The organism is Streptomyces sp. NPDC005004, from assembly GCF_053600675.1.
This window is the reverse complement of sequence record NZ_JBSGAH010000005.1, coordinates 160649-175828: the sequence shown is the minus strand read 5'-3', so window position 1 is coordinate 175828 and position 15180 is coordinate 160649. Positions and strand designations below refer to the sequence as shown.

The window sequence follows — 15180 nt, the reverse complement described above, 5'->3', positions numbered from 1 at the left end:
CGACACCCCCTGGAGCGAGCATGTCTTACATCCCGTCCGACCTGCGGTACGCCGAGACGCACGAGTGGGTGCGCCCGGAAGCCGACGGCGCGATGAGCCTCGGACTCACCGACCACGCGCAGAAGGCGCTCGGCGACGTCGTCTTCGTCGAGCTCCCGGAGGTCGGGAAGATCCTCGACGTCGGTGAGCCCGTCGGTACGGTCGAGTCGGTCAAGGCCGCCAGCGATTTCTACGCGCCGGTGGCCGGCGAGGTGACCGCCGTCAACGACGAGGTCACCGACGACCCCGAGCTGATCAACCAGGAGCCCTACGACACCTGGCTCGTCCGGCTCAAGCCGTCGAACACGAGCGACTACGAGAAGCTTCTCGACGCCTCCGCGTACCAGGGGATCATCGGAGAGTGAGCCGTCCCGGTCCGGGCCGCGTTCCCTTTCGCGCCTCGCGCCGCAGGAGATCGGCGTTCAGGGCGGTGGCGAACAGGCACCAGGCCGCGTAGGGGGCCAGGGCGAGGGCGGCCGCGCGGTCGGTGGCGGCCGTCCGCCGCAGGAGGTGGGCGTTGCCCAGGTCCAGCAGGACGGTTCCGAGCAGTCCGGCCGCCAGGTTCCGCCGCCGGAAGCAGAGATGGCTCCAGGCGGCGTTCAGCGCGAGATCGGCGCCCAGGGCGACGGCCAGTCGCGCCCGCTCCCGGCCCCGAGACCTGCTGAGCGCCCTTCCGCCGGCCCAGGCGAACGACGCGTACAACGGCGTCCAGACCGCGCCGAACGCCCAACCGGGCGGCTGCCACGCGGGCTTGTCCAGTGACCGGTACCAGGTGCTGTCGGCGTCGACCGCGCGGGCCCCGGCCACGGCGGTGGCGGCGACCGCGACGGCGGCACCGGCGGTCCACCGGCGCGTGGCGGCCGGAGACGGATTCTGTCGGGTGGTCCTCACGACGGCCATCCATACCCCCTTTCCCGGTCAGGCCCGCGCGAACGGATCTTCCGTCGGCAACGGGGAACCCGTGGGGCGGGGCGCGCGGCCGGCGGGACACGGGCGGACGCGTCGCACGAGAGACCGCAACGCGGAACCGCCGGGGGCAGCCCGGTGCGGGTGAGGAGGCGACATGGGTGACAACGAAGAGCGGGGCGGCAAGGAGGACCAGGGCAACCGGGGGTACGGCCACAAGCCGTTCAAGCGGTCCCGGAGCCACTTCACGGACCGGATCACCGCCGACGGCCGCGACGGCTGGCCGGTGGAGTCCGGCCGTTACCGGCTGGTGGTCTCCCGCGCCTGCCCGTGGGCCAGCCGGGCGGTGATCTCCCGTCGGCTGCTCGGCCTGGAGGAGGCACTGTCGATGGCGGTGACCGACCCGATCCAGGACGACCGGAGCTGGCGCTTCACCCTGGACCCCGACGGACGCGACCCGGTGCTCGGCATCCGCTACCTGGCCGAGGCGTACGAGAAGCGGGAGCCGGACGCGCCCGGCGGGGTGAGCGTGCCCGCGATCGTGGACGTGCCCAGCGGCAAGCTGGTGACCAACGACTACCAGCAGCTCACCCTCGACCTGGCGACCGAGTGGACGGCCCTGCACCGCGAGGGCGCGCCGGACCTGTACCCGGAGCCGCTGCGCGACGAGATCGACGAGGTGATGGACGGCGTCTACCGGGATGTCAACAACGGTGTCTACCGTGCCGGGTTCGCCACCCACCAGGAGGAGTACGAGAAGGCGTGCGCCGGGGTCTTCCGGCGACTGGAGATGCTGGCCGAGCGGCTCGCCGGGCAGCGCTACCTGGTCGGGGACACGATCACCGAGGCGGACATCCGGCTGTTCACCACCCTGGTCCGCTTCGACCCGGTCTACCACGGACACTTCAAGTGCAATCTGTGGAAGCTGACGGAGAACCCGGTGCTGTGGGCCTACGCGCGGGACCTGTTCCAGACGCCGGGGTTCGGCGACACCGTGGACTTCGACCACATCAAGCGGCACTACTACCAGGTCCACTCCGGCATCAACCCGACCGGCATCGTTCCGCTCGGCCCGGACCTCGACGGCTGGACGACCCCGCACCACCGCGAGCGGTTGGGCGGCCGTCCCTTCGGCGACGGGACACCGCCGGGTCCCGTGCCGCCCGGTGAGCGTGTCGGCCCTCCGGGGCAGCCCGCATGAGAAGCGTCTGGCGAGGAAGAAGCCTCCCATGGCGAAGAACACGACCAAACGCAAACTGCCGCTGGCCTACAAGCCGGTCGGCTTCGTACTGAGCTGGACCGGCGGCGCGCTGGCCGGGCTGGCCTTCCGCAAGGCATGGATGGCGATACGGCACGAGGAGGACGCCCCCGACGCCCTCGACCGCGAGCGCGGCTGGGGCGAGATCCTGTTCGCGGCCGCGCTCCAGGGAGCGATCTTCGCGGTGGTGCGCAGCGCGGTCGACCGCACGGGGGCGAAGGCCATCGAGCGGTCGACCGGGGTGTGGCCGGTCGCCGACCAGGGCGGACGGGACTGATCCCGGACAGCGACAGGGGGTCGGTTCGGCAGGGGACGGGGGGCGGCGTCGGCATCGGTCGGGGGGTCGGCTTCGGCTGGGGCCGGGAGTGCGGCCATGGGCCGAGTCAGGGCTCCGGCTTCGACCGCGGCCGGGGTCGCGGCTCCCGCTCCCCCGTCCAACTGCCGAACCGTGCCGCCGGGATGGCCGCGAGGCCGGACGGGGGTCCGCGTCTTAGGCCGGATGCCGCCTCAGGATGCGAGGCTCCTCCGCCCCGCCGGAGGATCACGATCATGCGCCTCCTCGCTTTCACCCCGTCAGGTGTCCGTCCCGCTCGACCTCGTGGTGCGCGGCTCCTCATATCCGCCGTCGCCTGCGGCGCCCTGCTGACGGCGGCCACGGGCTGCGGCGGATCCGACGGCCCGGTGAAGCCCAGCGGACCGGCGAAGCCCAGCGCACCGGCGCACAACGGCAACCCGGCGGCGGCCGGCTCCGCGCACCCGGTGAACGGTCCGGGAATCCCCGGCCTCGGAGAGCGGACCGGGGCGCGCATCCCGTCCGGCACGCGTCAGCTCGTGGTGGTCTACGGCGAGGACCGGGACTCCGCCGACAGCCTGGCCGTGCTGTACGAGAAGCACGGCGCGACGTGGGACCGCACCGCCGCCTGGCCCGCGCACAACGGCCGCCGCGGCTGGACGACGGACCATCAGCTCGACGACGAACGCAGTCCCGCCGGCGTCTTCACCCTCACCGACGCCGGAGGCTCGCTCAGGAGCCCGGGCACCAAGCTGCCGTACTGGTACGACGACCACGCCTTCGCCGCCTCCCTCAAGCAGGGCGACGAGGCTCACGCCCACGACTTCGACTACGTCATCGCCATCGACTACAACCACGTCAAGGGCACCCCGCCCTTCGACTGGAACCGTCCCGAGGGCGTCGAGAAGGGCGGCGGCATCTGGCTCCACATCGACCACGGCGACGGCACCTCCGCCTGCGTCACCGTCCCCGAGCCCGCGATGAAGACCCTCCTCCACACCCTCGACCCGGCCCAGCACCCGGCCGTGGTGATGGGCGACCGGGAGCGCCTTATGCGGTGACGGCTGTCCGGCGGCCGCCGGGACGTGCCCGTGCCGCGCGTCGAGGTCGTCGAAGGATCATCACGTGGGGCCGCCGGACCCGGCGGGCTTTGGGGACCGGCGGTCTCGGTAGCGTGAGCATCCGCCGCATGGAGCGTCCATGCGTCCGGCGTGCCCGTGTGACGGCTGGCGACGAAGAGTGGTGAGGCTGCGATGAGTGAACCGACGAAGCCCGAGGTCCGCGTTCCGGAGGGGGACGCTCCTGCCGAGCTGACCGTCCGGGACCTGGTCGTCGGGGACGGGCCCGAGGTGAAGCCCGGCATGGTGGTGAGGGTCCACTACGTCGGGGTGACCTTCGCGTCCGGGAAGGAGTTCGACGCCTCCTGGGACCGGGGCGAGCCGTACAAGTTCGGCCTGGGCAGCGGCAAGGTCATCAAGGGCTGGGACCGCGGAGTGCGGGGGATGAGGGTCGGCGGCCGGCGCGAGATCATCGTTCCCCCGCGGCTCGGCTACGGCGATCAGTCGCCCTCGCCGCTGATCCCGCCGGGCTCGACCCTGGTCTTCGTGGTGGACCTGCTGGACGCGTACTCCCGCGCCACCGGGTGGAGCAAGGGCCAATAACCCTGGCCGCCCTCAAGGAATGGGGGCCGCACGCACACACTCCCCCGCCGAACTATGTTGTCCCACCACATACGACCCCGACCTGCGCGTTCCTACCGTGTGGCGACACGCAATCCGTCCCCGTCACACCCCAGGAAGTGGTGCCGATGTCGTCACCTACAAGCGCCCCGCACGCTCCAGCGAAGCTCCCCCGCATCGTCGCCGCCAGTCTCGTCGGGACCACCATCGAGTGGTACGACTTCTTCCTGTACGGGTCGGCGGCCGCGCTGGTGTTCAACAAGCTGTTCTTCCCGGACTCCGATCCGCTGGTCGGGACGCTGCTCGCGTTCGTGACGTACGCGGCGGGGTTCGCGGCCCGTCCGCTCGGGGCGCTGGTGTTCGGGCACTTCGGCGACCGGCTGGGGCGCAAGCGACTGCTGGTGCTCAGCCTGCTGCTGATGGGCGGGGCGACCTTCGCCATCGGTCTGCTGCCCACCCACGCCACCGTCGGCACCGCCGCGCCGGTCCTGCTCACCGTGCTGCGGCTGGTGCAGGGGTTCGCGCTCGGCGGTGAGTGGGGCGGCGCCGTACTGCTGGTCTCCGAGCACGGAGACGCGCGACGCCGGGGCTTCTGGGCCGCGTGGCCCCAGACCGGCGCGCCCGCGGGGCAGTTGCTCGCCACCGGTGTGCTGTCGCTGCTCACCGCCCTGCTCTCGGACGCCGCCTTCACCGCCTGGGGCTGGCGCGTCCCCTTCCTCCTCTCCGGCGTGCTGGTGCTCGTGGGCCTGTGGATCCGTCTGTCGGTCGACGAATCCCCGGTCTTCAAGGAGGCGTTGGCACGGGCCGAGACCCGAGGCGACCGCGCGACGGAGAAACTGCCGCTGGTCTCCGTGCTGCGGCACCACTGGCGCGAGGTGCTCGTCGCGATGGGCGCCCGGATGGCGGAGAACATCAGCTACTACCTCATCACCGCCTTCATCCTCGTCTACGCCACCACCGCCGCCGACGTCTCCCGGCAGACCGCGCTGAACGCCGTCCTCATCGGCTCCGCCGTGCACTTCGTCGTGATCCCGGCCTGGGGCGCGCTCTCCGACCGGGTCGGGCGGCGGCCGGTCTATCTGTTCGGGGCGATCGGCATCGGTCTGTGGATCTTCCCGTTCTTCTCCCTGGTCGACACCGGCTCCTTCGGTCTGCTGATCCTGGCCGTCGCCGTCGGCCTGACGCTGAACGGCGCCATGTACGCGCCCCAGGCCGCCTTCTTCGCGGAGATGTTCGCCACGCGGGTGCGCTATTCGGGCGCCTCCATCGGCGCGCAGTTCGCCTCCGTGGCCGCCGGGGCTCCCGCACCGCTCATCGCCACCGCCCTGTTCGCGGAGTACGACAGCGCGACCCCCATCGCCCTGTACATGATCGCCGCGGCGCTGGTGACCGTGGTCGCCGTGGCGGTGGCCCGCGAGACCCGGCAGCGCGACCTCGGCGAGATCGGCACCGGTGAGCTCCAGGACGCTTCCCCGGACCCGGCGGCGAAGGCAGTGACCTCCTGATCCGGGTCCCCTGAGCGGAGCGGTCGGTGGTGCCGCTCCACCCGACCGGTCGGCCCCCGCGCGGGGTCGGCCGGTCAGATGCGTCTTGGACCCGTCAACCCGTGCAGCCGCAGCGCCAGTTGGATCTCCAGCGCACGGGACGGGGTCTGCCAGTCGGCGCCCAGGAGCCGGCCCACCCGTTCCAGCCGTTGGGCCACGGTGTTCACGTGCACGTGGAGGGTGTCCTTGGTCCGGGCCGGGCTCATGCCGCAGGCGAAGTAGGCGTCCAGCGTGCTCAGCAGGTCGGTGCCGCGTCGTGCGTCGTAGGCCACGAGCGGACCGATGGTGCGCTCGACGAAGCCGCCGACGTCCCGGTTGGCGGCGAGCAGCAGGCCGAGGAAGCCGAAGTCCTCGGCCGCCGCGCCGTCCCCGCCGCGTCCGAGGAGGTGCAGTGCGTCGAGGCAGCGGCGGCCCTCGGCGTAGGCGGCGGCCACCGCGTCGGGCCGGTCGGCGAGGCCGGTGACCGGGGCGGAGGCGCCGACCGTGACCGGCTGGCTGACGGCGGTGCCGAGGTCGCGGGCGGTACGGCGGGCCAGCTCGGTGGCGCCGTCGCCGTCGGCCAGCGGGAGCAGCAGCACGGTGCCGCCATCGCGTGCGGCGGCCAGGCCGTGCCGGGTGGCGGCGAGGTGGGAGGCGGCGGACCACAGCCGTCGGCGGGCGGCGGCCTCCTCGTCGGCGTCGGCCGTGGGGGCGTCGAGCCGGGCCGCGAGGACGACGTGGGTGGCGTCCAGGTCGGCGTGGAAGCGGGCGGCGCGTTCGCGCAGCAGGCGTGGATCGCGGTCGCGGGCGTCAAGGAGGTCGTCCAACAGCTCGCCCCTCACCCGGCGTTCGGCCTCGGCGGCGGAGCGGCGGGCGAGCAGGAGCAGTGAGGTGACCATGGCGGCGCGTTCCAGGGTGAGCTGGTCGACCGGGTCGAGGTCCGGGTGGCCGCGCAGGATCAGCGCGCCGAGGGATTCGCCGCCCGCGACGAGCGCGGCGATCCAGTCGGTGCCGTGCCGTACCGCGTGGCCTTCGGAGCGGGAGGCTTCCAGGGCTTCGGCGGGTGCGGTGCCGGTCTCGGTGAACTCGACGGTGGCGCCGAGGACTTCGGAGACGGCTGCCGCCACGTCCGCGACTCCCCCGCCGCGCAGGACGAGTTCGGCGAGACGGTCGTGCACCTCCGAGGCGCGTTCGATGACGGAGCTGCGGTCGCGGATGATCTCGTTGGCGCGTTCGAGCCCGGCCAGGGCCGTGCGGGTCTCGGTGAGCAGGTTGGTCGCGTCGATGGCGGCCGCCGCGAGGGCGGCGAACGAGCCCAGCAGGGCGCTCTGTTCGCGTTCGAAGACCCTGGCGCGCCGGTCGGCGGCGTACAGGACGCCGATGACGTGCGGGCCGAGCATGAGCGGTACGCCGAGGATCGCGACCAGCCCCTCGTCACGCACCGCGGCGTCGATGGTGAGGGTGTGCCGAAAGCGGGCGTCCTGGAAGTAGTCCTCGGTGACGTACGGCCGGGCGGTCTGCGCGACGAGCCCGCCGAGCCCCTCGCCCATGCCGAGGCGTAGCTGCTGGAAGCGGGCGGAGACGCAGCCCTCGGTCACCTGGAGGTAGGTGTCGCCGCGCTCGGGGTCGTTGAGGCTGAGGTAGGCGGTGTCGGTGCCGAGCAGGGAGCGGGCGCGTTGCACGATGGCCCGCAGCACGGCGTCCACGTCGCGGAGCCCAGCCAGGTCGTGGGCGGTTTCGAAGAGCGCGGAGAGTTCCGCCTCGCGGCGGCGGCGCCCTTCCAGCTCCGCGCGGACGCGCAGCGCGAGGAGCTTGGCGTGCTCCAGCGCGGCGATCCGCTCGGCGGGCAGACCCTCGGCACGGGCGAGCAGCACCGGGCGCTCGTACATCTCCGGGGAGGCGTCCCGGGCGAGGAGTTCGAGGTACGGAATCTCCGTGCCTGGTGGGGGCGGTGCCGCGACGGTCCCGGTGCCGGGGCCCGCGGCCTGGTGGGCTTGATCGCGAGACATGGTCACAGCATCGCCCATCGGCCGCCGGACGCGTCAGCCCTGTGGACAACTCCGTCCGCGGGCTCCGCGCGTCCGTTCAGTGGGCCGTCCATCCGCCGTCCATCACCAGAGAGGTGCCGGTGATGAAAGAGGACTGCGGGGCGCACAGATAGGCCACCGCCTCCGCGACCTCCTCCGGTTCGATGAGCCGCTGGAGGGCGCTGTCCTTCAGCAGGACCTCGGAGAGCACACGTTCCTCGGGGACGCCATGGGCCTGCGCCTGGTCGGCGATCTGCTTCTCGACCAGTGGGGTGCGCACATAGGCGGGGTTCACACAGTTCGAGGTCACCCCGTGGGGGGCGCCTTCGAGGGCGGCCGTCTTGGACAGTCCCTCGAGACCGTGTTTGGCGGCCACATAGGCGGACTTGAAAGCCGAGGCGCGCAGCCCGTGCACGGAGGACACGTTGACGACGCGGCCCCAGCCCTGGTCGTACATGTGGGGCAGCGCGCCCCGGATCAGCCGGAACGGCGCCTCCAGCATCACGGTCAGCACGGTGTGGAAGACCTCGGGCGGGAACTCCTCCAGCGGGCGCACCAACTGGATTCCGGCGTTGTTGACCAGGACATCGGTGCCGGCGGCGGCCCGCTCGGCGGCGTCGAGATCCGTGAGGTCCAGGACGTACGGGACGACCGCGCCCCCGCCCGTCAGGTCCCCCGCGCGCTCGGCGAGTTCGGCCAGGCCGTCAGCGTCCCGGTCCACGGCCCTGACCTCGGCTCCGGCGGCGGCGAGCCGCAGCGCGCAGGCCCGGCCGATCCCGCCGGCCGCCCCGGTGACGAGGGCGACGCGACCGCCGAGGTCCAGGGGCACGGAGTACGGGCGGGGGCCGGGCTGCGGGCTGGGCGAGGTCATGTGCCGACCCTAAGTGGAACGGGAGGCTCGCCACATGTGGTGATGACCCATACTTCAGCCGCTGGTCATAGGGTCGAACCATGTGGGTGCGTCGGACATGGCCTGCTTGATCCGGAACAGCGCGAAGTCGTTCAGGTCGGGGAGCGCGTCCACCGCGTACCAGCCGACCTCCAGCGACTCGTCGTCGTTGACGCGCACCTCGCCCCCGGTCGCCCGGCAGCGGAAGGTGATGTCCATGTACTGGCAGACGTCGCCGTTGCCGTAGGTGACCGGTCCCAGCGCCTGGACGAGGACGACCCGCTCCACGGCGCAGTGCACCGCCGTCTCCTCGTGGACCTCCCGCACGGCGCAGGCCGCGGGCTGCTCGCCCGGCTCCGGGATGCCGCCGATCACCGACCACTCGCCGGTGTCGGAGCGGCGGCCCAGGAGCACCCGGCCCGCGTCGTCGAAGACGATCGCGGTGACTCCGGGGAGCCAGAGCAACTGGTGGCCCGCCGAGGCCCGGAGCGTACGGATGAATTCAGGTGTAGCCATGGGCCGACCCTATGGCCCCGTACTCCCCCGGCGAACCGCTTCCGGGGGCGTACGGCGGTCGTACGGCTACGCGCGACCGGCGCGCCGCCCGCGCATCCCGGCGCCGATCGCCCAGCCGAGGCCGCCCGCGGCGACCAGGACCAGCGCCAGCTCGGGCAGGACGCCCAGCCGGGTCGCCGGCGTCTCGGAGGAGCGCAGCGGGATCTTCTGATCGAGGTAGGCGGGCACGAACATGCCCGTCTTCCGGGTGACCTCGCCGTCCGGCATGATGACCGCGCTGACGCCGCTGGTGACCGGGACGGTCACGGCCCGGCTGTGCTCGACGGCGCGGACGCGGGACATGGCGAGCTGCTGATAGGTCATCTCGCTGCGGTCGAAGGTGGCGTTGTTGCTCGGCACGGAGATCATCTGCGCGCCGTGGGTGACGGTGTCGCGCACGGCCCAGTCGAACGCTGCCTCGTAGCAGGTGGCGAGGCCGACCTTGGCGCCGTCCATGCGGAACACGCCGGGCTTGTCGCCCCGGCTGAAGTCCTGGCGGACCATGCCGGTCCACTCGCTGTTGATCGCGCCGACGAGCGAACGCAGCGGCAGGTACTCGCCGAAGGGCTGGATCTGGCGCTTGTCGTAGGTCTGCGTGGGGCCCTTGCCCGGGGTCCAGAGGATCTGCTCGTTGTAGAGCTTGCCGTTCCGCTCGACGACCGAGCCGACCGAGATCGGCACGCCGACCGCCTTGGCGGCGTCGTCGATGACGATGGCGGCGTCGGGGTAGGCGAAGGGGTCTATGTCGGAGGAGTTCTCCGGCCACAGCACGAAGTCGGGACGGGGTGCCTTGCCCGCCTTGACGGCGGCGGCGAGCTTGAGGGTCTCGCGCGCGTGGTAGTCGAGCACGGCCCGGCGCTGGGCGTTGAACTCCAGGCCCGAGCGGGGCACGTTGCCCTGGATGAGCGCGACCGTGGCGGTGCCGTCCTCGGCCTTGTCGCTCACCAGGGTCCGGGCGGCGACGGCGCCCACGACGGGCACGGCGACACTGAGCAGCGCGGCCACCGCGGCCGAGCGGCGCACCTCGCGGGCGCGGCGGCGCTCGGTGACGAGCCGCACCGCCTCGTACAGCCCGAAGCCGCACAGGACGACCGCGAAGCCGAGCACGGGCGTGCCGCCCACCGCGGCGAGCGGCAGGAAGACGCCGTCCGCCTGACCGAAGGCGATCTTGCCCCAGGGGAAGCCGCCGAACGGCATCCGGGCGCGCACCGCCTCTCCCGCGATCCACAGCGCGGCCGCCCACACCGGCCACGCGGGCAGCCGGGAGACGGCGGCGATGCCCACGCCGACCAGGGCGACGAAGATCGCTTCGATGGCGACCAGCGCGAGCCAGGGACCGGGGCCGACCTCCACGCCGGTCCAGACCAGCAGCGGCAGCAGGAAGCCGAGCCCGAAGAGGTAGCCCAGGCCGAGGGCCGCCTTCCAGGTGCGGCCGCGCAGCACCCACGCCAGACCGGCGAAGGCGGGCAGGGCCAGCCACCACAGGGGTCGAGGCGGGAAGCTGAGGTACAGCAGCACACCGCACAGGGCGGAGACGGCGGCCGGGATCAGACGCAGCAGACGGCGGCGGCCCGGCGAGACGGGCGGCCGGAGCTGTTCCGGCTGGTCCACGGAGGTTGCGGTGACGGTCACGCGGGGAGTCTACGGCGCGGGGTGCGACCGCTGACAGGGCGGGCCGGGGCGCCGACCTGCGCGGTCTGTGGTCCGGGACGGAACAGCGTCGGCCCCTATGTGGTGCGGCACCATGTGGTCCGCGCATGTGTGGCGGCACCATGTGGCCGATGCCGCCCCGCGCAAGGCCGACGCCTCGTCCCCACCCGGAATCGCGACCTTCCCGCGCAACTCGTCCACAAACCGGCCAACAGCCGTTACGGTGTGCCCCAGCCTCGGCGGTGCGGCCGGTCCCGGTGCGCGTGGCGAGGCTGCGACCACAGGTCGGGGGACCGGGGGCGAGGGGCGACGGTGGGGTCGACGGGGATGACGCGCGCGACGGAGACGGATGCGGAGCGGGCGGGGCGGAACGTTTCGGACGGGGTGGGCATGATGCTGCTCGGTCTGTGCGCGCTGTGGGCGCTGATCACGGCGGCGGTGCACGACGGGCGTCCCGAGGGCATGCTGCTCGCGGTGCTCGCGTCGGCGGCCGGGTGTGCCACGGGCCGGATATCCGGGGCGCTGCTCCCGGTGGCGGCGCCCGGCGCGGGAGGGGCCGTCGGGCTGGTGCTCGCGGTGACGATGCCCGCCCTGCTGCCCGGACCGCCGTACGCCGTTCCGCTCGGGCACACCGGTGCCACCGCGGCCCTGCTGGCGCTGGCCGCGGGCGCGGCGTGCTGTGCCGCGCGGGCGACGCCCGTACCCGCGCTCAGGTCGGCGCTGTGGCTGCTGGCCGCGCTGATCGTGCTGAGCGGTGTCGCCGTGGGGTCGCCGGTCGGGTGCGTCGCGAGTGGCGCGGTACTGCTCTGTTCGCTCGCGGCGGGCTCGATGCCGCACCGGGGTGTCGGGGTGGCGGGGCTGGCCCTGGCGGCGGCCGGTGCGGCGGGCGCGGTGTGGGCGGTGGCGGCGGGCGTGCTGCCCGGCGGGCTCATGGAGGCGGTCACCGACCGGCTCGGCCCGTACCGCGTCCACATGTGGCAGGACGCGCTGGAGCCGGCCGGACGGGCCCCGCTGTCCGGGGTCGGCCCGGGCCTCTACGGTCAGCCCGGCGGTGCCGTGCCCGGAGTCCCCGCCGAGGTGAGACCGCACTCGGCGCCGTTGCAGTTGCTGGCCGAGCAGGGGCTCGTCGGGGTGCTGCTGCTCGCGGCCGTCTACTGCTGGGTGCTGCACGCCCTGTGGCGCGCCCCGCGTCCGACTCCGGTCGTGCTGACAGCGGGCGCGGCCCTGACGGTCCTGGCCGTCTTGGCCTCACTGGGCAACGTGCTGAGCTTCACCACCGTGACGGCGGGCGCGGGTCTGCTCGCCGGATGGGCGACGGCGCGTCCGTGGGTGGTGGAGGAGTGCACGGCCCGCGAGGAAGCGGTGGCCGGGGAACGAACACCGATCTGAGCGGGGTGGCGCGCCCCACCCCCGCATATATACGGGCGGCACGCGTGGGCGCCGTACATGTGGTGACACCACATATGAGAACCGCACCCACCGTGACGGGTAACCACGTGGGAGCCACACCGGGCGTCTCCGCCCCACACCCTCAGCGCGCGGACCCCGCCGTTCCCGCCCGCAGCCGGGACCGGATGACCCGCACTGCCGACTCCGCGTTGTCCACGGTGACGGTGAACGTGTGGCCGTCCCACAGGCTCAGCTCGATCCCCTCGCCCCGGCGCACCACGACGGCCGTGCCGCGCTCCGGGCGCCAGCGGTAGCCCCAGCCGCCCCAGTGGCGCGGGGTGACGAGCGGGAGGAAGTCGGCGCCGACGACGTCGGACAGCGGGATGCGGCGACGGGGCAGCCCCACGTGGCCGCAGCGCACTTCCAGGCAGTCCCGGTCGAGGATGAGGTCCACATGGACGAAGGCGAGCGTGCCGTAGAGGACGAGCAGGCCGGCCGCGATGCAGCCGACGACGGACATGACGAGCGGGATGACGCCGGACGTCCAGGCGGACTGGACGGCGAGCGCGATGCCGAGCGCCATGCAGGCGGCGCCGACCAGCGCCAGCAGCCATTGCACCCGGTTGGTGGCGCGACCGGTCCAGACGTCGGGGTGCGAGTCCTCGGCGTCGTGGTGCTCCCTCATGCCTATGAGGTTACTCAGGTTTCGCTGCGCCGGTACCCGGTCGCGCTCGGTGACTGCTCCGAGCGGCCCACCGGAACCGCACGCCGCCCCGCGTCACCGCCGGCACGTCGCATGGTGCCGAACCACACAGCCCCGGACCACATGGCGCCCGATCACTGAGGGCACCGGACCACGCCGCGCGCCCCGCGACACAGTCCCAGACCACATGACGCCGGATCACAGAGTGTCGAGCCGCCCGGCGGCCGGTCGCCGCGTCATCGCCGGTCGGCCAGCCGTTGCGTCGCCGGAAGCAGCCGTCCCTCCGCGTAGTGCAGCGCGGCGGCGGGCAGCTCGCCCTCGCGGCCGCTGAGGATCACGGTCAGCGTGCCCCCGGCCGGGGCGTCCGGCGCGGGCTGCTCGCCGATGCGGCGCAGCGTCTGGGCGGCGATGGCACCGGCTGAGGCGTGCAGGACGAGCGGGGCGGCGCCGGGGCGCTGGATGGCGGCGCGGATACGTTCCGCCACCAGCTCGTAGTGGGTGCAGCCGAGGACGACGGTCGTCACGTCCTCGGGGGTGAGTTCCGCGGCGGCGGCGATGGTGGCCTCGATGGCGCTTTCGTCGGCGTGCTCCACGGCCTCGGCCAGACCCCAGCACGGCACCTCGGTGACCTGGACGCCCTGGGCGAAGTCCTCGATGAGTCCGCGCTGGTAGGGGCTGCCGGTGGTGGCGGGGGTCGCCCAGATGGCGACGGAGCCGCCCCCGGCGGCGGCCGGCTTGATCGCCGGGACGGTGCCGATCACCGGGATGCCGGGTTCGAGACGGGCGCGGATCGCGGGCAGGGCGTGCACGGTGGCCGTGTTGCAGCCGATGATCAGGGCGTCGGGCCGGTGGGCGGCGGCGGCCTCGGCGACGGCGAGGGCGCGGCGCGTCAGGTCCTCGGGGGTGCGGGGCCCCCAGGGCATCCCGTCGGGGTCGAGTGAGAGGACGAGATCGGCGTCGGGTCGCAGGCGACGTACCGCGGCGGTCGCCGCGAGAAGGCCGATTCCGGAGTCCATGAGCGCGATCTTCACCCGGCCACGATAGTCGATGGCCCGCGCACCGGCCGTCCCGTGGGGCAGACTGCGGCCGTGAGCGCCATCCTGTGGACCGCCGTCGCCTCTCTCGTCGTCTGGTGCTGGCTGCTGTTCGGCCAGGGGTTCTTCTGGCGGACCGACGTACGGCTGCCGCCCCGCCGGGAACCGGACGCGTGGCCGTCGGTGTGCGTGGTCGTGCCGGCCCGGGACGAGGCGGAGGTGCTGCCCGCGAGTCTGCCCTCGCTGCTGGCGCAGGACTATCCGGGGCGGGCCGAGGTCTTCCTGGTGGACGACGGCAGCACCGACGGCACCGGGGAGCTGGCGCGGGAGCTGTCCCGACGCCACGGCGGGCTTCCGCTGACGGTGACCTCGCCGGGCGAACCGCCCTCGGGCTGGACGGGCAAGCTGTGGGCGGTGCGGCACGGCATCGGGCTGGCCCGGGCGCGGGAGCCGGAGTACCTGCTGCTGACGGACGCCGACATCGCGCACGCGCCGGACAGCCTGCGCGCGCTGGTGGCGGCGGCCGGGACCGGCGGCTTCGACCTGGTGTCGCAGATGGCGCGGCTGCGAGTGGCGAGCCCGTGGGAGCGGCTCGTGGTCCCGGCGTTCGTGTACTTCTTCGCCCAGTTGTATCCGTTCCGGTGGATCGGCCGGGAGGGCGGGCGCACGGCGGCCGCGGCGGGCGGCTGTGTACTGCTGCGCACGGACGCGGCCGAGCGGGCGCGGATTCCGGACGCCATCCGGCAGGCCGTGATCGACGACGTGGCGCTCGCACGCGCGGTGCGCGGCTCGGGCGGTCGCATCTGGCTGGGGCTCGCGGACCGGGTGGACAGTGTGCGCCCGTATCCGGGGCTGGGTGATCTGTGGCGGATGGTCTCGCGCAGCGCCTACGCGCAACTGCGGCACAACCCTTTGCTGCTGCTCGGCACGGTGGCCGGTCTCGCGCTGGTGTACCTGGTGCCGCCCGGCACGGTGGTGGCCGGGGCCGTGCTGGGCGACGCGGCGACGACGGCCGTGGGCGCGGCCGCGTGGGCGGTGATGGCGGGGACGTACGTGCCGATGCTGCGCTACTACCGGCAGCCTTTGTGGCTCGCTCCCCTGCTGCCGTTCACGGCGTTCCTCTATCTGCTGATGACGGTGGACTCGGCGGTGCGGCACTACCGGGGCCGGGGCGCCGCGTGGAAGGGACGGACGTACGCCCGTCCCGACGCGGTGGCCGACGAGGGCTGACCGAAG

At 73.3% G+C, this 15180-nt stretch carries 15 protein-coding genes; 8 read left to right on the top strand and 7 right to left on the bottom strand.

Annotated elements, in window-relative coordinates; translation table 11 throughout:
- Window positions 1-20 precede the first annotated feature (20 nt).
- Entirely contained in the window at window positions 21-404 is a 384-nt protein-coding gene (gcvH, locus tag ACWEEU_RS08675; protein ID WP_385743327.1) for a glycine cleavage system protein GcvH, read from the top strand.
- Here gcvH and ACWEEU_RS08670 read toward each other — a convergent pair.
- Entirely contained in the window at window positions 391-930 is a 540-nt protein-coding gene (locus ACWEEU_RS08670) for a TspO/MBR family protein (RefSeq protein WP_451730126.1), read from the bottom strand. The two genes, gcvH and ACWEEU_RS08670, sit on opposite strands and share 14 nt — an antisense overlap.
- A gap of 172 nt (window positions 931-1102) precedes the next feature.
- On the opposite strand from ACWEEU_RS08670, the gene ACWEEU_RS08665 reads away from it, so the two are divergent.
- The 5 genes from ACWEEU_RS08665 (at window position 1103) to ACWEEU_RS08645 (ending at window position 5679) form a co-directional block, all read left to right on the top strand.
- Window positions 1103-2146, top strand: a complete 1044-nt coding sequence (locus tag ACWEEU_RS08665; protein ID WP_451730124.1) for a glutathione S-transferase family protein — start codon at window positions 1103-1105, stop codon at window positions 2144-2146.
- 28 nt (window positions 2147-2174) lie between these two features.
- Window positions 2175-2480 carry a DUF4235 domain-containing protein gene (locus tag ACWEEU_RS08660; protein WP_385743321.1) on the top strand — a complete coding sequence of 102 codons (306 nt, stop codon included), beginning with the start codon at window positions 2175-2177 and terminating at the stop codon, window positions 2478-2480.
- 272 nt (window positions 2481-2752) lie between these two features.
- On the top strand, window positions 2753-3556 hold the full coding sequence (locus ACWEEU_RS08655) for a hypothetical protein (RefSeq protein WP_451730121.1): 804 nt from the start codon (window positions 2753-2755) through the stop codon (window positions 3554-3556).
- Window positions 3557-3748: 192 nt separating this feature from the next.
- The gene (locus tag ACWEEU_RS08650; RefSeq protein WP_385743317.1) at window positions 3749-4156 is read left to right on the top strand and encodes an FKBP-type peptidyl-prolyl cis-trans isomerase; all 408 of its coding nucleotides are present in this window, start codon (window positions 3749-3751) and stop codon (window positions 4154-4156) included.
- A 146-nt stretch (window positions 4157-4302) separates the two neighbouring features.
- Entirely contained in the window at window positions 4303-5679 is a 1377-nt protein-coding gene (locus ACWEEU_RS08645) for an MFS transporter (RefSeq protein ID WP_385743315.1), read from the top strand.
- 74 nt (window positions 5680-5753) lie between these two features.
- On the opposite strand, the gene ACWEEU_RS08640 is transcribed toward ACWEEU_RS08645, so the two are convergent.
- The 4 genes from ACWEEU_RS08640 to lnt form a co-directional block, all read right to left on the bottom strand.
- A complete protein-coding gene (locus ACWEEU_RS08640; protein ID WP_451730117.1) occupies window positions 5754-7706 on the bottom strand; it encodes a helix-turn-helix domain-containing protein in 1953 nt (650 codons plus the stop codon).
- 76 nt (window positions 7707-7782) lie between these two features.
- Window positions 7783-8595 carry a 3-hydroxybutyrate dehydrogenase gene (locus ACWEEU_RS08635; RefSeq protein ID WP_451730114.1) on the bottom strand — a complete coding sequence of 271 codons (813 nt, stop codon included), beginning with the start codon at window positions 8593-8595 and terminating at the stop codon, window positions 7783-7785.
- Window positions 8596-8649: 54 nt separating this feature from the next.
- Window positions 8650-9129 (bottom strand): NUDIX hydrolase, encoded by a 480-nt coding sequence (locus tag ACWEEU_RS08630; RefSeq protein ID WP_451730111.1) that lies wholly within the window; start codon window positions 9127-9129, stop codon window positions 8650-8652.
- Window positions 9130-9195: 66 nt separating this feature from the next.
- Window positions 9196-10800 carry an apolipoprotein N-acyltransferase gene (gene lnt / locus ACWEEU_RS08625; RefSeq protein ID WP_451730108.1) on the bottom strand — a complete coding sequence of 535 codons (1605 nt, stop codon included), beginning with the start codon at window positions 10798-10800 and terminating at the stop codon, window positions 9196-9198.
- Window positions 10801-11145: 345 nt separating this feature from the next.
- Between lnt and ACWEEU_RS08620 the strand changes: the two genes are divergently transcribed.
- Window positions 11146-12207 (top strand): O-antigen ligase family protein, encoded by a 1062-nt coding sequence (locus ACWEEU_RS08620; protein WP_385743304.1) that lies wholly within the window; start codon window positions 11146-11148, stop codon window positions 12205-12207.
- 142 nt (window positions 12208-12349) lie between these two features.
- Here ACWEEU_RS08620 and ACWEEU_RS08615 read toward each other — a convergent pair whose 3' ends face one another.
- Window positions 12350-12892, bottom strand: a complete 543-nt coding sequence (locus tag ACWEEU_RS08615) for a hypothetical protein (protein WP_385743302.1) — start codon at window positions 12890-12892, stop codon at window positions 12350-12352.
- Window positions 12893-13146: 254 nt separating this feature from the next.
- Complete coding sequence (locus tag ACWEEU_RS08610; protein ID WP_451730103.1) at window positions 13147-13941, bottom strand: glutamate racemase; 795 nt, start codon at window positions 13939-13941, stop codon at window positions 13147-13149.
- Between the two features lie 57 nt (window positions 13942-13998).
- Here ACWEEU_RS08610 and ACWEEU_RS08605 point away from each other — a divergent pair, with 57 nt between their 5' ends.
- Window positions 13999-15174, top strand: a complete 1176-nt coding sequence (locus tag ACWEEU_RS08605) for a glycosyltransferase (RefSeq protein ID WP_385743298.1) — start codon at window positions 13999-14001, stop codon at window positions 15172-15174.
- The last annotated feature ends 6 nt before the right edge of the window (window positions 15175-15180 follow it).